Origin of the sequence: Candidatus Hikarchaeum yamanae, assembly GCF_009889665.1 — an archaeon.
Lineage (GTDB): Archaea > Halobacteriota > Halobacteria > Halobacteriales > Hikarchaeaceae > Hikarchaeum > Hikarchaeum yamanae.
In genome coordinates this window covers 18,707-38,620 of sequence record NZ_WTZR01000001.1, presented here as the reverse complement: position 1 = coordinate 38,620, position 19,914 = coordinate 18,707, and the positions used below count along the sequence as shown (strand labels likewise).

The window sequence follows — 19,914 nt, the reverse complement described above, 5'->3', positions numbered from 1 at the left end:
GGAGTAAAATTAAATTACTCGGTTTTGGAGATAATCCAAATGTTTAGCGTTGAAAACTATCTTTATTTCTTCGGATTCGGGAGACCCAATGCATGTGAGACGAACGTTGAGTTCTTCTACTTCGTCGTCCGAAAGAATTTGTTGCATGTCCATATTAATCTCACCAGATTTTAATATAGCAGCGCAATTGGCACAAGCGCCTGCTCGGCAAGAAAATGGCCAATCAAATCCTTCAACTTCTGCAGCTTCAAGTATATATTCTCCTTCGTTAACGTCGAGAGAACCATGGTCTTCAACGGAGAGTCCAGCATTGGCGGCTTTTTCGAATAGATCGTCGTCGTCCAAGTCCCATTCATTGTCCATTATTGCATCATAATTTAGATATTCGACTATTGGCATCGAGTAGTTATTTTACGCGGGTATTGTTAGATCTTGCTGTTCTGATTTTGGTGAGATATAAAACGGTGACTTTACGTAGAGTAAGACGAACCGAAACGCATGAACCCACTGTTTGAAGTGATCCCGGCGATAGATATTCAAAATGGGAAGACTGTGCAACTCGTGGGAGGACTAAGAGGGACGGAAAAATATTATGGAGATCCTATAGAGTGTGCCTTGCAATGGGAAGAAATGGGTGCAAAAACGGTACATATAGTAGATATTGATGGTGCATTTGAAGGGGAAATTAAAAATAAATCAACGATAGAGAGAATTCTGGAAAAGGTTGACATATCTGTACAAGTAGGGGGTGGAATTAGAACGGAAGAAAGAGTAACGGAATTATTGGAAATGGGAGCAGAGAGAGTTATTTTGGGAACCGCCGCGATAGAAAATCCAACATTGGTGGAAGTATTGAGTGATAAACATCCGAAATGTATCATGGTTAGTCTAGACTCGAAGGGTAGAGAAATCGTGGTGGAGGGTTGGGAGAAAAGGACCAACTTGGACCCAGTAAAAGCGGCTAAAATGTATGAGGAAGTTGGTGCAGCTGGCATTTTATTTACAGATGTGGATGTTGAAGGAAAGTTAGAGGGAGTGCGAGGGGAAGTGATTGAAGAAATGGCCAGATCTGTGGAGATACCGATTGTTGCTAGTGGGGGAGTGGCTTCTTTGAAGGATTTGGAAATATTTTATCGGTCGGGGGCATCTGCAGCAGTGGTTGGGAGTGCATTATATGAAGGATCAATATCGTTTGAAGAGATAACAGAGTGGATCGGGGGTCTATAATCCGCATATAGTGTCCCCATAATACATTTTTTAAAATATATAATCCGCATATAGTGTCCCCATAAAAAGAAATGTTTATGTAAGATAGTAACTAAGTGTAGCGACATGCCAACGTGTGAATATTGTAATGAAAGTTTTTCAGAGAGGGGTATTGGGACCCATAGAAGGTGGTGTAAAGGTAGAGTTGGTTCTTATGATGAAGAAGGAGGGTCCAGAGCTAGAAAAGCAGAGATAAGAAGAGAGACTAATGAGACTGCCATCGAGCTTGAATTGAATATAGATGGCAGTGGTAAGTCAAATATAAACACAGGGATAGGTTTTTTTGATCACGTACTAGAATCGTTTGCCACACATGGTTTGTTTGATTTGAAGGTACAAGCAGTAGGGGACATAGAAGTAGATGGCCACCACACTATAGAAGATGTTGGGATAGTATTAGGCAAAGCATTTTGTGATGCGTGGGGGGATAAAGCCGGTATAAATCGTTTTGCTGAAAGGAATATCCCCATGGATGAGTCAATAGCTTCGGCTATTCTTGATATTAGTGGGAGACCATATTTCTCATTTGAGGGTATGTTTAGTGAAGAGCAAATTGGGAATTTCACAAGTGGCATGGCGCCCCATTTTTTTAGAAGTTTTGCTATGAATTCAGGAATCACATTACACTGTGCCGTAAAGGGCACAAATGCGCATCACGAAATTGAAGCTTTATTCAAAGCAGTTGGTAGGGCCATTGATGATGCGAGTCGAATAGAGGGGAGGAGGGAAGGGACACCAAGTACGAAAGGGGGACTTTAGCCCATACTGCTAAGGCTCAGGGGGGTATAGGTACGGTAAAATGTTTGATGTGATTATGCGGAAATTTAAAGGGAGCCCTAGTCAGCAAGAAGTTATTCGACTTTTGTTAACTAGGGGGTTTTCTGTCAACGATACGGGGCGGGTGGTATCGGGGTCGATTGAAATTCCACACACACAAATTGCAGGGGAATTGGGAATTGATAGGAGAGTGGTGGATTCAACTACAAATACCATACTTCAAGATGTGGAATTGAAACCAATTTTTCAAAATATTTCGTCCATACCTAGCCTTCGGGATTTGGCTCCTGTGTTAAAACTATTTGTGTTGACAGTGGAGGTCAATGACGCCGCCAATCCTGGCATTGTTTCGACTGTTACATCATTGATAGCCAAACAAAATATATCAATACGTCAAACAATAAGTGAAGATCCAGAATTTACAGATGAACCAAAATTATACATAATCACTGATGAGCAATTGCCAGGTGAATTGGTCAATGAGTTGATATCACTAGATTTTGTTAGAAAAATAGGAATAGAATAGATAGAATAAAAATAGAATTTTAATCAACAATTATGTCATCTGTACTAACGATTTGATGGGAAAGCTGCATTTCAGATTCATAACGGCGAATCCAAGACGCGAAACAATCAGGGCACAGTTGTTGAGAATCTACATCTCTTTGGTCGACTATTAATCTAACAGTGCGAGCGAGGGCATCAGATATTGATCGAGAACATCCATCACAAGGTTCGGATTTGAACATAGGAGACAATTGGTGGCAATGCACATATGCCTTACTACGAAAATATCTCCGAAGATTGTATCTCATACCCATACCTTATAGATAGTTGATGCGTCCAGAATATGACTCGTATTTTAAACAAATAGAGAGTCAAGTGGAGGAATGTTTACTTGTTGCCAAAACAGCGAGAAAGTTAGGCCAGGACCCTAGTTCTGAGGTTGAAATACCAATTGCGAAAGATATGGCGGGGAGAATAGAAAATTTACTTGGGATAAATGGCCTCTCAGAGCGGATTAGAGAACTCGAAGAAAATATGGGGAGAGAAGAAATAGCACTAGAGTTAGCCAAAGATTTTGCAGAGGGAAAGGTTGGGGATTATGACACACATGAAGGGATAATCGAAGGGGCTATTAGAACTGCTGTAGCGTTATTGACAGAAGGTGTAGTTGCAGCGCCGTTGGAGGGGATAGATAGAGTTGAGCTTTGTGGCAATTCTGATGGAACTGAATTTGTTCGTGTTTTTTATGCAGGTCCGATACGGTCTGCAGGTGGGACTGCACAGGCGTTGTCAGTGTTAGTTGCAGATTATGTCCGGACGATACTAGGTATTTCAAGTTACAAACCGTTAGAAGAAGAAATTGAGCGCTATGCAGAGGAAGTTGAATTATATGCTAGAGAAACAAGTTTGCAATATCTCCCATCAGCTGAAGAAACGAAATTTATTGCTCGTAATTGTCCGATAATGTTGGACGGGGAGCCAACTGGGAAAATGGAAGTATCAGGTTATAGAGATTTGGGGCGGGTGAAAACTAACAAATCGAGAGGTGGTATGTGTCTTGTTCTTGCAGAAGGGATTGCTCTGAAGGCTCCAAAAATCGAGAGATACACTTCGCAATTAAATGGGATTGAATGGCCGTGGTTAAATGATCTTATCGAAGGGAAATTTTCAGAAGTGAATGCAACGGAAGAAATAGAAGAAATAATAGAGGAAATAGAGGGTCCCAAACGTGCTAAACCGGAGGATAAATATTTACGGGATCTAATTGCAGGAAGGCCTGTTTTTTCACATCCTTCTCGGCCGGGTGGGTTTAGACTTAGATATGGACGGGCTAGAAATACAGGTTTGTCAACTATAGGAATACATCCAGTCACTATGCACATACTTGACGACTTTCTTGCTCCGGGGACTCAGTTGAAAACAGAATATCCAGGTAAAGCTGCAGGGGTTGTCCCAGTGGATACTATAGAAGGCCCAACTGTGAGACTAAACACAGGGGAAGTTCTCCGTGTGAAAACCGTCGAAGAGGTTGTAGATATCAAAAGAGAAATAGACAGTATCATTGATTTGGGAGAGTGTTTAATTGGTTTTGGAGAGTTTGTAGAGAATAATCGTAATTTGCTACCTTCGTCGTATGTGGTAGAGTGGTGGGTTTTGGATGGTGAAAAAGAAGGGATTGATATGCAATCTTTGTTGGACACTGGAGATATTAAATTTGAAGATCCAGATGCCACTCAAGTGATCAAGTGGTCAAAAGAATTAAAAATCCCGCTGCACCCAAAATATACATATTTATGGCACGACATCACTCCGATGCAATTTGAAGAAATTAGTGATAGGGTTTCAAAAGGGTATATATCAGATGGTGTTTTATTTGTGGAATTTAGTTCAAGTGTTAAAAAAATTCTCGAGTCTTTGTTAATAGAACATAAAGTTTTGGAGGAGATTGAGATCAAAGATCCGCTCCCATTTATTATATCGTTGGGGCTTTCTGAAGACCTAACTAAATTGTGGGAATCGATGACTTCGGGGGCTTCATCTTGGCCAAATGCTATGAAAGTTGTTAATGAAGTATCTCCATTCAGTATTAGAGAGCGAGCACCAACGCGAATGGGTGGGAGAATGGGAAGGCCCGAAAAATCGGAGTCACGTGAAATGAGTCCCTCAGTTCACTCTCTTTTCCCATTGGGAGAATCGGGGGGAGACAGGAGAAATGTATCCCACGCATCAAAATCATTCGAGCGGGTGTATGCTAAGAAAGGGTTGATAAAAACTGAAATTGGAAAGAGGATGTGCACTAGTTGTAATGTAGAAACTCATCGGTTTTCGTGTCAGCAGTGTGGTGAGAAAGCTTATCCGGTATATCTTTGTGGAAAATGTAAATCGAGATATCTTCAAAATCAAGGTGGTGTGGACGTGCCATGCCCCAAGTGTGGGTCGAAATCGCGACCTGAATTTTTTGATAGGATTGGGTTGGAAGAGATCTACAAGGATGCATTAGAAATGGTAAATGAAAGGGAAAGTGCATTTGAGATTCTGAAAGGTGTAAAGGCACTTACTTCTAAGAATAAAACACCAGAGCCAATAGAGAAAGGAATTCTTAGAGCAAAACACAATGTTTCCACATTTAAAGATGGGACTATACGGTATGACATGACAGACCTCCCAGTTTCTAGTTTTCGTGCTTCGGAATTGGGCATTTCAATTTCAAAATTACAAGAATTGGGATATGAATTGGATATAAAAGGAGAACCATTAAAAGATGAGAAGCAGCTGGTTCCAATACGTGTTCAGGATCTTATATTATCCCAAGGTGCAGCGGAGCATTTGAAACGTACTGCGAATTTCATTGATGATTTATTGGTAAAATATTATGGATTGGATCCATTTTATAAGATTCGAGAGGCTGATGATTTAATCGGGAGACTGGTGTTGGGACTAGCGCCGCATACTAGTGCTGCAGTTGTTGGAAGGATATTGGGATTCACAAATGCATCAGTGGGATATGCCCATCCATATTTCCATGCGGCAAAAAGGAGAAATTGTGACGGTGATGAGGATTGTGTGATGCTTCTTCTAGATGGTTTATTGAACTTCAGTAGAAGTTATTTACCTGATAAAAGAGGGGGAAAAATGGACGCACCTCTAGTTATGTCTGCGGTGCTCAATCCAACTGAAATTGATGATGAAGCTCAAAATCTCGATAGTGTTGACAAATACCCACTTGAGTTCTACGAAGCGACGATGGATTTGGAACACCCGAACACTGTGAGTGTGAAACTCGCCAGGGATGAAATTGAAAAAGGAAAATTATACGCAGATCTTTTACACACGCACGACACTTCCAACATAGCATCAGGTCCGAGGTTATCAGCTTACAAAACCCTAGGTCCTATGTTGGATAAATTAGATGCCCAATTAAATCTAGCAAGAAAAATTAGAGCGGTTGATGAGACAGATGTTGCAGAACGGATTATCGAGTATCATTTTCTTCCAGATCTTTTGGGAAACCTTCGTGCGTTTTCGCGACAAGAAACTCGTTGTCCAGCATGTAGTATAAAGTATAGAAGAATGCCACTATCAAGAAGTTGTAGACAGTGTGGAGGCGAGGTTCATTTAACAGTTCATCAAAAATCTATTTCGAAATATCTTAAAGCGGCGATGTTTATGGCAGAGGAATTTGAATGCAGAGAATATACGAAGCAACGGTTGAATATTATTGAAAAATCGTTGAAGAGTATTTTTGAAAATGATAAGAATAAACAAAGTGATCTAAGTTATTTTGCTTCGGCTCCCGTGGAAATAGAAGGGGAAATTAGATAAGGAATTAATCTAAATATCCGAGATCTCGCAACCTATCTCGTACTTGTTCATCCATATCAGAAGTGGTGTCACTGGTTGGGTCGGCAATAGAATCCCAATTTGCACCGGTAGTTATCTCAAATGAAGATAAAGAGTTTTGGAGGGCGTCAATAGTGGGATATTTAGAATGAATTTGGTTAGTTAATTCGCCGGGATCTTCATCAAGTTGATAAAATTCATCTATGATTGTTTCGTTTTTTATATATTTTGTTTCTTTAGTTCGTATGCCCCTCATTCTAGAGTAGAAACGAGAATTTTCATCGAGTGTTATGTGAGATTTTTTTGCTTTTGATTCTAGTTGTTGTAACTCAACAATTGGTTTTGAATATTCGATGAAGGCGAATTCTGATCCTTCAAAACTTCGATACGTTGGAGATAAAAGAGATCTTGTTTCGTTAAGTGGTGTTCCGTTCTTCGCGACAAACCCTCCAGAAGCGTCTATAATGGTATGGTATAAATCAATTAATTCTATTTGGTAGTTTTGGATGTTTTTATAGAGATTATCATGTTTAATTAATAGCGGGACGTGGACAAGTTGGTCGTAAATGCAAAACTCGTGCCCATATAGATTATGTTCTCCATGCAATTCCCCATGGTCTGCACAAACTATTATCAATGTATCATCCCATTTTTCGTTTGCCTTCATCCAGTCAAACAACCTACCCAGTTGAGAATCTAGATGATAAATCTCAGCGTCATATAATTGACGGATGTGGTCCCATTCATTTTTAGAAATGTCTCGAGATCCAGAATTATATTCTTTAGAGTTTTGGCACACAGAATTTGGATCGGCTGTTGGAGCAAATTTGTCTCTACAGTGTTTAGGAGGGTTATAAGGAAGATGGGCATCCATTAAATTAATAAATACAAAATATTTGTCATGTGAATCTATGAAATTAATAGTTTTATCGATGACAGCTGGGGTTTTTGAATCGGATAATTTACTTTTAATTGAAAGATATTCATGGATTTCATTTCCCATTTCAACTAATTTGGTTGCGAAAGAGTTGAGGTAGGGTTTTGAAGTTATTTGTCTCCAAAACCAAGCATAAAATGAGGATACTAAGGGGGACAGCAAAGGTTGTGGGATGATTTCAAAGAAACTATCTATATCTTCAAATCCAGATGTCAAACCAGTATAAGGTGTTATCCATGCGTTTGAAGAATAACAAGCGGTCGAATATCCACTTTTAGATAGGGAGGTAGCTAGAGTGATAGAATCTTTTGGGAGATATGGTCGTTCTTGACTTGCTCCGTGTTCACTAGGATATAGGCCTGTGAATAAAGAAGCGTGTACAGGGAGTGTCCAAGGAGCAGGGGAGATTGCGTGTTCCAGAACCAGAGCTTCTTTAGATAATTTCTCCAGAGACGGGCACACCTCTTTATCATATCCATAAATTGAGAGACGGTCTCTTCGCACAGTATCCATCACGATAAGAAGTATATTCTGGTTTTTTGCTACCATAGTAGAACACCCCATTTATAAAAATTAAAGTCCCTCATTGTGAATCCATTCCAAAGATAAATTTTAATTCCTTTGTTAATTCAATTTTGTATTCTTCTAGGATTTGATTCAAAGTTTCGTTGTCAATTAAAACAGACCCCATTAATGCTCCAGGATTCTCGGGTAAGATTATTTGAAACTCTCCATTTTCATAGATAGGTTCACTTTCGACTAGAACTCCTTGATCTATTGCGTGGATAACTTTGGAGTCAAATTTTTCTAACATAGTAGAAAATGCGTTTTTATAAGCGGTTTCTAGTTCTAAGAGGTAATTGACATATTTATTTTCAAATGATGATGGATCGAATTCGGACATGTTTTTTAACCTTGGGTTGAGAGTTGAGCTTCGAGTATGGTTTTGATTTGTTCAAGGAATAATTTTTCTGTTTTTAAAGGAATAGTTGCTCCAGCTGCTATGTCATGTCCGCCACCTTCTCCTCCAACGTATTGTGCAGATAATCTCATTATTTCAGATAAATTCAATCCTTGTTTTACTAAGGATAAATTTCCTCTAGATGACACTTTTAAATCTCCTTCTTCGGTTTTCGAAAAGGCAAAAATGGGTTTTGTTGGGTCAGTTCCATCCATTCCCAAAACCATTCCCGCAACAATACCCACTATTGTGTCTCGGATTTTGTCTTCTGCGTGGAACCATTGAAAGTTTTCTTCCATTTGGACACCAAGTCTATTAACCAAGCTAATTCCTTCAGCTAGATTTCTTCTATGTATAGCTAGCAAATTTTTTGCTCTTGATAATGATTTATCGCGGTCTCCGAGGCATATGGACAAACCGACGTCGGGTCTCCCGTACCTTGCTGTTGCATTTAAAATTGTAGAAAATTCATTTGCCTCTCGGAGTTCAGTTCCTATAATTTCATTTTCTAATTCATAAATAGGAGAAACGAAAGAATTTATTTTATCAGGAGAGATTCCACGGGAAATTGAATGTCTAACTAAACCATTAAGTATTGTCTTTTGTTCAGAATGGGAAAGTTCAGCCCAAGCTTTCCACTTGCCATTTACACGTAGATCGATGTTTAAATTTTTTAAGAAACGGATAGCTCCGGAAGAGTCATTAGAGATACCAGGAATTCCAAATTCAGAAGAATATTCTAGTAATTTTGGTAGAGGTCTAGTTTGTTTTCCATAAAAAGCCAAACCAAGTTTTATATTCAATACGCCTTTGTCTGAACCCTCTTGTGCTATCTGTTTATTTGGACCAATCAATCCTTCTACCCTTGCTTGCATATCCCCGATTGCGCCGATGATAGCAAGTGCTGCTAAGTCCCTATTATCGATCCCTGCTGATTCTAAAGCTCTTGCAAGTAAATAACAGGTCCCAGCACCAGATAGTTCAGATGCCCCATCAATTCCAAATAAAAGTGGATTCAAATGAAAGTCAAAATCGTTTGGCAGTGGTGGAGAATCAGAAGGTGTGACTGAGAGTTGGTGGTGATCGCAAATAACAGGTGTAAAGTTTCCTTTTTCCCCGTATTCTATTATTTGTTCTAATTGTCCACTTCCAAAATCTGTGAAAAGAATTGTGTCATAGTTAGTTTTTTCCAATTGTTGTAATTCTGGTTCGCCTAATCTCTTAGAGAATGCAGTTGAAATTGGAATTCCCGCTCGTTTGATGGCTTGAGTTGCTATTGCTGCACTAGTTAAACCATCAGCATCTATATGAGAAATACAAAGGATAGAGCTAGAGTCTAGAATATATTTGGCACATTGTGTTGCCCTATTTTTTAATTGGGTGAATGATGAATCGGTCAAGGTTCGTTCACCATTGTGTTCAAATCGATGGCGAACTCGGTTGCGGACTCTAAATAAGTCCTAATTGGCAGATCACGGTGTGTATTGATATTTTTATCAGGAGAATCACTGAATAATTGAACCATTGCGTGTACAGTTTCTCCCTTTACCGTTGCGTGGATGCCAGCAGAAGGCACCAATTCTGAGTTTATATGAGATAAAATTACTCTTTCGGTTATTGCCTCGACACGTGAACGGGGGTTATCTAATAAGTTGTATAGAGTTGTACTTAATTTGGTGTCATCGAGAGATGCTATCGACAAAGTGCCTTGGCAGGGTGCCGGGACGAAATATTTTAGAGGGACGAAAAATGTTTTTGTGTGGTTTGAAAATTTTTCAGTGTTGAAGTCTTCAAAGGGTAATAGAAGTGCTTTGTTTTTTTGGTCGTTTGAAAACCAATTTTCAAATTGAGAGAGTGGTTCTTCAAGCAAAAATTCTTGTTTGAGTTCTGGGCGAATTGAGTTGAGTTGTTTGGCGTTTCTGTGGTTGGATAATCCAACAATAGTTTCGTTGGGTAAATTTGTTAGAGAACTTCCATCAGAAGTGAGCAATACGTCTCGGATGACATCTTGTCGGGTTATACTTGATAAAATCAATTCCGAAGGAGAATTAGTCGGAAAGTGGGTTAAAGAGTAGACTGCTCCGTCGACTTCAGATTCCAACACTTTTTGATTTAAGTGTTTAATAAATTTCTCTTGTTTTTTTATGTGGTCGGTGAAATTTTTAGAAGTGCTTGTATCAGGTTTTTTGATTTTTTGTAGTTCTACAGTATAATTACGGGATTCGAGTTTTGTTTTGATATCATCTACTCGTTGGATAGAGGAAAATGAATCTTCAATTGCAAGAGTGATTACCTTCCTCTTTTTCATATTGATTAATGGGGATTCCAACGATTAAACACCATTCGATGTTGAAAGAAGAGATGATTTTGCCGGAATCTCTTTGAAGGAGGATGGCTAAAATAAAGATAGTTTTGGCAATAGTTTCAACTTCTACTATTTTTGTGCAAGAATTTTTATCACAATATGGATATTTGGCTTTATTCTTGGTTTTTATACTAGAGGGTGCCATGTTACTGTATTTTGCACCTTCAGAAAGTCTAGTCCCTATAGCGGTTGTTTTTTTGGCGAGTTCTCCAGCAGAATATGCATTGGTTATTTGCATTGCTGTTTTTGGAGCGACCATAGGACAGTATTCACTTTTTCTAGTTGCAAAGAGGATAGGGAGAGAGAGATTATTAAAGAAGAAATGGTTTCGGGTTAAAGAATCCCATTTGGAAAGGTTTGATGGGTGGTTTTATCAATGGGGTGCAATAGTAATACCAATCTCGAATACTATGTTTTTTACAAGAGGTATGTTGACAGTTCCTGCAGGACTAGCAAAGATGGGGGATAAAAAATTCATAGTTTTGTCTGCATTAGGAACGCTAGTTTTTGAAACAATTCTCGCGGTGGTCGCGCTTAAGTTGGTTACGCTTTGGTGAGATTGTTAGTTATGATTGCTTCTGCTACTAATTCTGCTACGTCTATTATTTCAAGTTGATTTTCGAATCCACCCGTTTTCCTACCATCTTCATACATCGTCATGCACTGGGGGCAAGATACAACAAATTTCTCTACGGCTTTTTTTGTATCTTCTAATGCCTCTCTTAGACGTTCTTCTGATGGTTTTTTTGTATCGGGGAAATCCATCCAAATTCCTCCACCACCACCACCACAACAAAATGAGCTTCGCCTATTTCGTGGCATCTCATATAGAGTACAACCAGTTTTTTCAATGAGTTGACGTGGGGCTTCGTATTCGTGATTATACCTACCAAGATGGCAAGGGTCGTGATAGGTGACAGAATAATTTAGAGAGTTGGGGATCACTAGTGTACCAGAATTAACTAACTCTTCCAAAACTCCAGTATAGTGGCGGACGTTTGCACTAAATCCAAATTGTGGATATTCATTTTTTATTGTATTGTAAGAGTGGGGGTCTGTGCAGACTATGGTTTCAAAGTCGCATTGATTGAATAGTTCGATGTTGGTTTCTGCCAACATTTCATATAATCCTTCTTCGCCAATTCTTCTGATGTCATTCCCATCATTTCTCTCAGATTCGTATAAGATCCCATAAGAAACCCCTGTTTCGTGGAATATATGTGCGAGGGATTTGGCTATTTTTTGATTACGTGGATCATAACTAGGTAAATCTCCAACATACCATAGGTATTGCACTTTTGAATCGCGTGCATCGGGTATTGAGAAGGGGAGATCTTCGACCCATTCTGGTCGTTTCCTCTCAGATGCGCCGAATGAATTTCCATGAGTGAATATATCAGTCATGATGGATTGTAGGTTTTCATTGATTTGGCCAGATTCAACGAGTCTTCGGTTCATTTCTGTAAATTGAGTCACATGTTCGATTCCAACAGGGCATGCGTCTACACAAGCTAAGCAAGACATACAAGATTCCATAGAATTTATCGATACAACGCTCCCTCCGTCGGCGATGATGGGACGTTTTTCAGTTATCCCCAGATCTAGTTCGTCTTTATATCGTTTTAGATCTAGAATTACATCTCTAGGGTCCAAGTCTCTCCCAGATGCTGTTGCTGGACAAACGGATGAGCATCTTCCGCATTTTGTGCATGCGTCGTGATCGAGTAATTGCTTCCAAGAAAAATCTTCGATGTTAGTAGGTCCTATGTCAGAAGGTGCTGCATTTTCAGGAATCCTAGGTAGGCGGATTCCAGATAGTTCATCCCGTGCTATTACGTTGGCTAAGCTAGAGAACATGTGGAATGGTTTTGCATAGGGAATCAATACTGTGAACAGTCCGCCAATGAATACGTGGGCCCACCAAAATATGGGGTATATAGATTGAGATGCCAAGGGTGATATCCCAATTTTTGAAAGTGATAGTGCAATAAACCAGCCCACAAAACTAACTTTCTCAAAAGGTGGAAATTCCTGGCCCAAAATGCGTATGCCTTCTAGGAGATACCCACCGACTGAAAGATAAAGTAAAGAAAAAATAAACAAATCGTCTTCGAGGCTGGTGTGTTTCCCGTGTAATCTGTCCGTTCTCACAAAATAACGACGATAGATAACCATCACAATCCCAATTACCAAAAGAAAACCCAGCGCATCCATGACGAAGGAGTAAACTAGGTAAAAATCGCCAACGAAAAATGATTTTTTTGTTAGTTTGCGGTATAGGTCGATATCTATGGCAAGGATGGTAGTCCCTATTGTCAGCGTTAGAAACCCCCAAAGAATTAGAGTATGCATAATTCCTGCGTAAACATCTCTGTCAAATTGGCCTGTGTTTCGTGCAATAAATTTGAGTGAATAAAATATTCTATGAGGAAGATTATCCAATCGGTTGGTAGGATCTTCGCTCCCGGAAGTATAGCGATTCAAACGCAAACGGATGCCGTGGATGAATATGATTGATCCAACAAGGGCTAGATAATAAAATAAAAGCTTCCCAACAGATCCTATCTCCCAAAAAATAGGTCTTGTAATTGCATTTTCAAGAGGGAGGGTAGATGTCATAAAGTATCACTATTGGATATAGTTGATTGGACTTATAGTTATTAAAAGTTAAGTTTTATTCAGAAAGAAGTTGATGGATAATTTCCTAGCCATGCTTTTATTTCCCCATATTGAGACCCTTTTCGGATGATGGTTGACTCGTCTATGTCCACCACGGTGCTTTTGCCACCAGGTGTTTGTTTTCCATCTATTATAGCGGAAATGGAAGATAATAATTCGGAGTCTATCTCAGATATACTGCATGCTCCGGGTTTTCCACTAATATTGGCACTTGTTGCGGTTATGGGATTTGATTTTTCTAATAAATCTAATGCGAGGGGATGGTCAGGTATCCGGATGCCTACCTTTCCACTTTTAGTTATGGGTTTGAGTTGTGAGTTGGTTGGCTTACATAAAATGGTTACAGGCCCGGGGAGAAATTGATGTGCGAAAGATTTGGTTTTGGCAGAGAGGTGTACATAAGAAGATGCATCTGTGAGAGTGGGAAATGCTATCGAGAGGGGATTTTTCTGGTCTCTTTTTTTAGCGAGAAATAATTTTTCGATTGCCAGGGGATTCAGTGGGTTTGCACCTAGTGCATAGGTGGTTTCGGTGGGGTAGACTATCAAATGTCCAGAGTTTATTGATATTGCAGCATTTTGTATATGATTCATCTTAATTGTTGTTGATTACAAGGATATGTGATTTGAATATATTTAATTTTACAGATTAGAGGGGATCAAAGGAACTTTTAAGAGATCTTAAAGTGTAAATGGGATGGAATCGAATGTCCGCTTGGATTTATGGGCTGTCAATATTGGAAAGTGCGAGGGAGATAGTCCCTGCAAATTCGCTGGCGATAATAGTATTTATAATTTTGATACTGGTTTTACTAGGACTGTCTGCGTTTTTCTCTTCTGCAGAAATAGCCATGTTTTCTCTTTCAAAACATCGGATTGATGCGATGGCAACGGAAGATGTTCCAAACGCAAAAGTAGTGATAGGGCTCCGAGAACGTCCGCAAAATTTGTTGGTAACACTACTTGTAGGAAATAATATAGTAAATATTGCAATGGCTTCTGTAACTACGAGTGTTTTGGCACTTTATTTTACAGAGGGAATTGCAATTGCATTGGCCACATTTACCATCACAATACTGGTATTGGTTTTTGGAGAAATAATTCCCAAATCATACGCCATAAAAAATCCAGAATCGTGGTCAGTTAAGATTGCTCGTGTGGTAGATGTTTTTGAATCGGTGTTTGCCCCCGTTGTGTTTATTTTTATCAGATTGGCTCAAATAATCACAAAAGAAGATTCAGATGCAGTTATACAGAGCCCCTATGTTACTCGAGATGAAATTCAAGATATATTAGAAGTAGGGAAAGTGGAAGGTGTGATAGAAGAAGAAGAGCTTGAAATGTTACAAGGTATATTTGATCTTGATACAACAATAGCTAAAGAGATTATGACTCCCAGATTAGATATCGACGCCGTTTCTGTGGGATCGAGTGTATCAGATGCAATAAATATTTGTGTGGGATCTGGCCATATGTGCCTTCCAGTTTATAGTGATAATTTGGACAAAATACTAGGGGTAGTTACAATAGGAAATTTGCTGCGAGAAAGTAAATCAAAGGGGGCTGAAACATCATTGAAAAGCATTTTAGAACCTACAATGCATGTACCCGAGTCTAAAAAGATTGATGAATTATTGGAAGAAATGCAGAATCAGAGGTTGGGGATGGTAATCGTGGTGGATGAGTTTGGCACCGCAGAGGGTTTAATCACATTGGAAGACATACTCGAAGAAATTGTTGGGGAAATTCTTGAAAGTGAAGAACAGGTCCCAATAGAGCACATATCTTCGAATGTTATCGCAGTAAGAGGAGATGTCAATATAGATGAAATAAATTCTGTGTTGGGGATTGAGCTTCCAGAAGGAAATGAGTTTGAAACAATTGCGGGATTTATTTTAGATCAGGCGGGAAGGATAGTAGAGGAGAATGAATCCATCATATATGAGGATATTAACATTGCAGTAAAGGAGGTCAACAACACGCGCATTTTAAAGGTGTTAATAACGCTTCCAGAAGAAGAATAATACCCCAAACGGGGAACTTCAACAAATTAATTACAGTTGTGGGAGATGTAATAATATGGAGAAACAAAAATATGGGATATTACTTCCTAATTTTGGTGAACATGCATCGGTAGAAAAATTAGTCGAGGGGACGATAAAAGCGGAGAAGTATGGGCTTGACTCTGTATGGATTAGAGACCATTTGATATTTCAGCCACATGGCATGGAAGGTGCAGACAAGACACACGTGGATACATTTGCCGTATTAGCTGGATTGGCAACTGTTACAAAAAAGATTGAACTTGGAACTGGTGTAGTGATACCGCTAAGGCACCCTCTACATCTTGCACATCAATTTGCGAGTTTAGATTGGATGTCAAATGGTAGGGCAATTTGCGGCCTTGGTGCAGGAAACTTTAAACATGAATTCGACGCCATTGGTTTTCCAGAGGGTTATGAGAATAGAACAGGGGTTGTGCGGGAAAATGTAGACATATTGAGAGCTGCATGGACTGAAGATGTCTTTAGTCATGATGGAGATGTATTTTCATTTGAGGATGTATGGGTTCGGCCTCGGCCAGTTAGTGACATTCCCATATGGTATGGGGGTTCGACGCCGTTAGCTGTTTCTTGGGCGGCCGAATTCTGTGATGGGTGGCTCCCAGGTAGGATTAATATGCCAACTTTTGTAAAAGCCATTAAAAAGCTCGAAAGAGAAGCAAAAGAACATGGAAGACCACGGCCAACGGTGGGTGCGATTCCGATTACAAGTCCAGATGAGGACCGACAGAAAGCACTTGATTCTGCAAATGTTCAAGGACTTCTAGATTCATCTAATAAAAGAGATAAATGGGTCAAACCAGAAGGTGGGAAATTTACTAAAGTTGAAGATCTTGATGGAGTATTATTAGCAGGTACGCCGGAAGACATAGTAGAGGGTGTAGAGAAATTTGTTCAAAGTGGGCTTAATCATCTTGTGTTCGACCTACGGATGAGATTTGATGATTGGGACTATTGTTTGGACTTACTAGGGCAAGATATACTCCCTAACTGCCCGAGGTAAGTAAGAGATTAATTGGAAGGGGGTTTCAGTTCTTCTAAGGTGTAGAATTCGTGACGCTCAACGTCGTTTTCAATTAGTTTTTCAAAATCTGTATTTCCAGCACGTGCGGCCATTTCTTCCATATCCATATCATATCGTATTAGAATCGCTTTTTTATCGTTTACTTTTGCGTAGATTTGTTTTCCAGAATTGACCGCGTCTTGATTATCAAGACTAGACAACATTAATTTTTCCCAGCTTTCAAAATTACTTTTAATGTGTACAACGACTGCTATATTTCTAGTAGGCATACACGGTCTATTGAATGGGGATGGACAAAAGCTAGATTGTTGCTAGTATATACACAGAGAAATAGCGATTGTTTTAACAATCGACGGTGGTTATAATAATTAAGAATGATAGAAGAAAATGTTACGTTCTATAGCGAGGGGGAAAAGATTGCAGGTATACTTAGATTACCAGATAAAATGGATGGACCCGCCCCAGGGATCGTTCAGGGACCAGGTTTTTTGGGATTAAAAGGTGGCAAATTATACAAACAATATCATGATTTATTGATAGATGCTGGTTTTGTGGTATTGGTTTTTGATTATAGAGGGTTTGGAGATAGTGAAGGGGATTCAGTCCTATATCCAGAGCGTCAGATAGCAGATATACGAAATGCGGTTAGTTATATTGAAACTAGGGATGAAGTGGACAATAACCGGATTGGTTTATTTGGCTCAGGTGGTACGGGTGGCGGGAATGCGGTTGTTGCTGCTGCACGGGATAAACGAGTACAATGTATGGTAGCCAACAATGCTGTTGCAGATGGGGCGGAATGGGTAAGGGGTATGCGCAGAGAATATGAATGGCTTGGTTTGCTTGATGCACTGGAAGAGGATCGTAAACAGCGTGCCCTTACTGGGAAAAGTAAAATGATACCATCTAGGGGATTGGAGGGGCTACAGATCCCAACGCCTGAAAGAATGACGACAAGTGTGAAAAGTGATGTGGACACAAAGATACCACAAGAATTGCCGTTATCTTGTGCAGAAGCCATAATAGAATATTGCCCAGAAGATGTTGTTGGACAAATAGAAGGAGGGGTTTTATTTATTTGTGTTGAAAATGACGACACAACACCCGAACGTCAAACTATTCGACTGTATGAAAAGGCCTCATCTCCTAAAAAAATCATAATTCAGAGAGGGACTTCGCATTACGCAGCTTATGGAAAATATATTGAGTCAGTTGGACCGCAAATAGTGGAATGGTTTGAAGAACATTTGAAATATGAAGGATTAAAAATTATTGAAGAGTCATAAAATGAATCAATGGAAATACTCGTTTTTATCTACATATTTTCCGTATCCAGGATCGGCGGTTATTTCACCTTCGTCGTAAACAACAGTTCCTCGAACTATAGTTTGTGTTGGGACGCCGATTACATCATAACCATCAAAGCTAGACCATCCAGCTTTGGCAAAGGTTTTGGATTCGTCTATAACAGATTTTCTGTTTAAATCTACTAGAGTTATATCTGCGTCAGAGCCTACTTGTATTGCTCCTTTTTTAGGATATATTCCCAGAAATTTTGCAGGGTTTTCAGAGGTCATTTTTACCAATTTGTTTATCGTCAATCTACCGTTGTTGACCTCTGTTAGAATAAGCGGTAAAAAGTCCTGCGCCCCTAAAAGTCCAGAAGCAGCATCCCAGACATCCGGTTTGTTTGCTTCCTCTTCTAACTGTGGAGCATGTTCGATTAACATTAAATCAAAAACTTCGTCGTCCAGGGCTTTCCAGAGTTTTTCATGATCTGGTGTATACCATCTTCGTTTCCAATTAATGTTGGAATCTCGTTGGAGGAATGTGGATGCTTCTGCTTCTCCGTGTAAGTCCCAGCCCCAGCTTTTAAGTTTTCTTACAAGATCGACTAGTGTGACACGGTTTTCAAAATCTAGGTGGGGTTTTGGTGTTATTTCATTGAAACCTAAATGGAGAATATTTAGATGTTTTAATCCAGTTATGTGGGCGAGGAATGCGGCTTCAAAACACCCTAGTGTCATGTTCATGCCGTCCTTTCCTTCACGCAATGCCGAATAATCGTCAGCCCCCATGGCTTTGAGACGGTAAAAAAGCTCATCTGCCAACGGTACATCGGATGGGTGGATAGATATCGGGATATTCTTATCCATTTTTGCGATGGCGTCAAAAATATTATATAGCCGGTTGGTTTCGTAAACAGCTAGTTCTGGGACATATGGATATTCTACTTCGGGGTGGCGATGCATGAATATCTTAAAGCCTATATTTCCAGTATTATTGTAAATCTTAACAACTTCATCGGGATCTGTTGCCCCTGCCCAGCTATTATGGTCAATTAAAGATTTTTCAGATGCAAGAGCAACTTTATCTTGGTAACGTTCGAGTGTGTTTGTTATAGGTGTGCAATTTGGCATGTCCATATACATGGTGTAGCCACCTGCTGCTGCCGCTTGGGACCCTTTTTCGAAATCCTCTTTATGTGTTTGCCCAGGTTCTCTGAAATGGACATGTTGATTGACCAACCCTGGTAGAATTTCTTTCCCAGTGGCATCTATTGTTTCGGTTGCGGAGGGAGTAGTTGCAGAAGTCCCAATGTGGACAATTATTCCATCTTTAATAGCTATATCTGCCGCATAACTATTACTAGAAGTGTGAATTGTTCCGTTTTTAATAACTAAATCTACGGACATGTGATTATAATTCAAGGGGCGATCTATTAAGCTGCCGATGCAAGGGTAAAGATAAAGATGTAGTCCCACCCGGATTCGAACCGGGGTCGTCGCGCCCAGAACGCGACAGGATTGGCCACTACCCCATGGGACTATTCAAAAATGGGTTGGATCTGATTCATGTTAAAAGTTTTTTGTTGATTGTGTGCAAGCGGATCGATACATACATGCAGCAATATAGTTGATTGTAAAATATGTATGTAGGGCGTTTTATTGTTGTTGGTGAAAATTTTGGAGGATATTGTGTTTGTTCACGTTCTTTCCCAGATCGGTGTGTGGTGGAAAGGCAAGAATGCTTGAGTATTGAACTTAAACCAGAGGCTCAAGAGACAGAAAATCCATATGTTGCATATAATTGTGCTAGGGTGGAGGGAGACTGTGTTGTGATTGGAAATGGAGACCACGTAGACCAAATAGTGGAGCAGCTCGTGTTGAAAAGAAATTCAAAAGATGCATTGACAGAAGGGTTAGTTGTGTCAGGATATGAGAAGGATGAATACGACACCCCAAGGATTGCAGGGATTGTGGGGAAAGAATCGTTCATCGGGATCATCAGGAAGGATGGAATTGAAGTACAAAAAGTGATAGATCCTATGTTTGTTTCAACTTATGAAAAAAATAGCCCAGAGGTATTTAATTTCAAACCACAATCGGGGAGGGAGGTTATTGATCGAATGTATGAGATGGGGTTTGAGCATTCAATATGTGCATTTGGAGTGGTAAAGGGGGAATTTGTAGAATTTAGTTTGGATAATAAATAA

General features: G+C 39.7%; 19 protein-coding genes and 1 tRNA gene. 9 read left to right on the top strand and 11 right to left on the bottom strand.

Features of this window, described 5'->3' with window-relative positions; genetic code table 11:
- Positions 1–9: 9 nt before the first annotated feature.
- On the bottom strand, positions 10–399 hold the full coding sequence (fer, locus tag ACM9H2_RS00185; protein ID WP_415486985.1) for a ferredoxin Fer: 390 nt from the start codon (positions 397–399) through the stop codon (positions 10–12).
- A 99-nt stretch (positions 400–498) separates the two neighbouring features.
- On the opposite strand from fer, the gene hisA reads away from it, so the two are divergent.
- The 3 genes from hisA to ACM9H2_RS00170 all read left to right on the top strand — a co-directional run bounded on the left by hisA (position 499) and on the right by ACM9H2_RS00170 (position 2,569).
- Complete coding sequence (gene hisA / locus ACM9H2_RS00180) at positions 499–1,227, top strand: 1-(5-phosphoribosyl)-5-[(5-phosphoribosylamino)methylideneamino]imidazole-4-carboxamide isomerase (RefSeq protein WP_415486983.1); 729 nt, start codon at positions 499–501, stop codon at positions 1,225–1,227.
- A gap of 105 nt (positions 1,228–1,332) precedes the next feature.
- Positions 1,333–2,025, top strand: a complete 693-nt coding sequence (gene hisB / locus ACM9H2_RS00175; protein ID WP_415486981.1) for an imidazoleglycerol-phosphate dehydratase HisB — start codon at positions 1,333–1,335, stop codon at positions 2,023–2,025.
- A 40-nt stretch (positions 2,026–2,065) separates the two neighbouring features.
- A complete protein-coding gene (locus ACM9H2_RS00170) occupies positions 2,066–2,569 on the top strand; it encodes an amino acid-binding protein (protein WP_415486979.1) in 504 nt (167 codons plus the stop codon).
- Positions 2,570–2,588: 19 nt separating this feature from the next.
- On the opposite strand, the gene ACM9H2_RS00165 is transcribed toward ACM9H2_RS00170, so the two are convergent.
- Entirely contained in the window at positions 2,589–2,792 is a 204-nt protein-coding gene (locus tag ACM9H2_RS00165; RefSeq protein WP_415486977.1) for a hypothetical protein, read from the bottom strand.
- A gap of 88 nt (positions 2,793–2,880) precedes the next feature.
- Between ACM9H2_RS00165 and ACM9H2_RS00160 the strand changes: the two genes are divergently transcribed.
- Positions 2,881–6,372 (top strand): DNA polymerase II large subunit, encoded by a 3,492-nt coding sequence (locus ACM9H2_RS00160; RefSeq protein ID WP_415486975.1) that lies wholly within the window; start codon positions 2,881–2,883, stop codon positions 6,370–6,372.
- Between the two features lie 4 nt (positions 6,373–6,376).
- On the opposite strand, the gene ACM9H2_RS00155 is transcribed toward ACM9H2_RS00160, so the two are convergent.
- From ACM9H2_RS00155 to ACM9H2_RS00140, 4 genes are read right to left on the bottom strand one after another with little or no spacing between them, the layout of a single operon-like run.
- The gene (locus tag ACM9H2_RS00155) at positions 6,377–7,876 is read right to left on the bottom strand and encodes a sulfatase (RefSeq protein ID WP_415486973.1); all 1,500 of its coding nucleotides are present in this window, start codon (positions 7,874–7,876) and stop codon (positions 6,377–6,379) included.
- Positions 7,877–7,910: 34 nt separating this feature from the next.
- Complete coding sequence (locus ACM9H2_RS00150; RefSeq protein WP_415486971.1) at positions 7,911–8,231, bottom strand: DUF5783 family protein; 321 nt, start codon at positions 8,229–8,231, stop codon at positions 7,911–7,913.
- Between the two features lie 5 nt (positions 8,232–8,236).
- Positions 8,237–9,688 (bottom strand): DHHA1 domain-containing protein, encoded by a 1,452-nt coding sequence (locus ACM9H2_RS00145; protein WP_415486969.1) that lies wholly within the window; start codon positions 9,686–9,688, stop codon positions 8,237–8,239.
- Positions 9,685–10,596, bottom strand: coding sequence for a hypothetical protein (locus tag ACM9H2_RS00140; protein ID WP_415486967.1), 912 nt, complete (start codon positions 10,594–10,596; stop codon positions 9,685–9,687). The genes ACM9H2_RS00145 and ACM9H2_RS00140 overlap by 4 nt, the downstream gene beginning before the upstream one ends.
- Before the next feature lie 83 nt (positions 10,597–10,679).
- Between ACM9H2_RS00140 and ACM9H2_RS00135 the strand changes: the two genes are divergently transcribed.
- Positions 10,680–11,210 carry a DedA family protein gene (locus tag ACM9H2_RS00135; RefSeq protein WP_415486965.1) on the top strand — a complete coding sequence of 177 codons (531 nt, stop codon included), beginning with the start codon at positions 10,680–10,682 and terminating at the stop codon, positions 11,208–11,210.
- Here the strand turns inward: ACM9H2_RS00135 and ACM9H2_RS00130 are convergent.
- Positions 11,197–13,272, bottom strand: a complete 2,076-nt coding sequence (locus ACM9H2_RS00130) for a heterodisulfide reductase-related iron-sulfur binding cluster (RefSeq protein ID WP_415486963.1) — start codon at positions 13,270–13,272, stop codon at positions 11,197–11,199. The two genes, ACM9H2_RS00135 and ACM9H2_RS00130, sit on opposite strands and share 14 nt — an antisense overlap.
- A gap of 59 nt (positions 13,273–13,331) precedes the next feature.
- Complete coding sequence (locus tag ACM9H2_RS00125) at positions 13,332–13,925, bottom strand: L-threonylcarbamoyladenylate synthase (protein ID WP_415486961.1); 594 nt, start codon at positions 13,923–13,925, stop codon at positions 13,332–13,334.
- Positions 13,926–14,038: 113 nt separating this feature from the next.
- Here ACM9H2_RS00125 and ACM9H2_RS00120 point away from each other — a divergent pair, with 113 nt between their 5' ends.
- Together ACM9H2_RS00120 and ACM9H2_RS00115 are read left to right on the top strand one after the other, a co-directional pair.
- A complete protein-coding gene (locus tag ACM9H2_RS00120) occupies positions 14,039–15,355 on the top strand; it encodes a hemolysin family protein (RefSeq protein WP_415486959.1) in 1,317 nt (438 codons plus the stop codon).
- 55 nt (positions 15,356–15,410) lie between these two features.
- A complete protein-coding gene (locus ACM9H2_RS00115; protein ID WP_415486957.1) occupies positions 15,411–16,397 on the top strand; it encodes an LLM class flavin-dependent oxidoreductase in 987 nt (328 codons plus the stop codon).
- Positions 16,398–16,405: 8 nt separating this feature from the next.
- On the opposite strand, the gene ACM9H2_RS00110 is transcribed toward ACM9H2_RS00115, so the two are convergent.
- Positions 16,406–16,687: a hypothetical protein gene (locus tag ACM9H2_RS00110; RefSeq protein WP_415486955.1), complete on the bottom strand. Its 282-nt coding sequence runs from the start codon at positions 16,685–16,687 to the stop codon at positions 16,406–16,408.
- 105 nt (positions 16,688–16,792) lie between these two features.
- Between ACM9H2_RS00110 and ACM9H2_RS00105 the strand changes: the two genes are divergently transcribed.
- A complete protein-coding gene (locus tag ACM9H2_RS00105) occupies positions 16,793–17,704 on the top strand; it encodes an alpha/beta hydrolase (RefSeq protein ID WP_415486953.1) in 912 nt (303 codons plus the stop codon).
- A gap of 6 nt (positions 17,705–17,710) precedes the next feature.
- Here ACM9H2_RS00105 and ACM9H2_RS00100 read toward each other — a convergent pair whose 3' ends face one another.
- Entirely contained in the window at positions 17,711–19,114 is a 1,404-nt protein-coding gene (locus tag ACM9H2_RS00100; RefSeq protein ID WP_415486951.1) for a dihydroorotase, read from the bottom strand.
- 60 nt (positions 19,115–19,174) lie between these two features.
- Positions 19,175–19,247 (bottom strand) — tRNA-Gln (locus ACM9H2_RS00095).
- Positions 19,248–19,347: 100 nt separating this feature from the next.
- Between ACM9H2_RS00095 and ACM9H2_RS00090 the strand changes: the two genes are divergently transcribed.
- A complete protein-coding gene (locus ACM9H2_RS00090; protein WP_415486949.1) occupies positions 19,348–19,914 on the top strand; it encodes an IMP cyclohydrolase in 567 nt (188 codons plus the stop codon).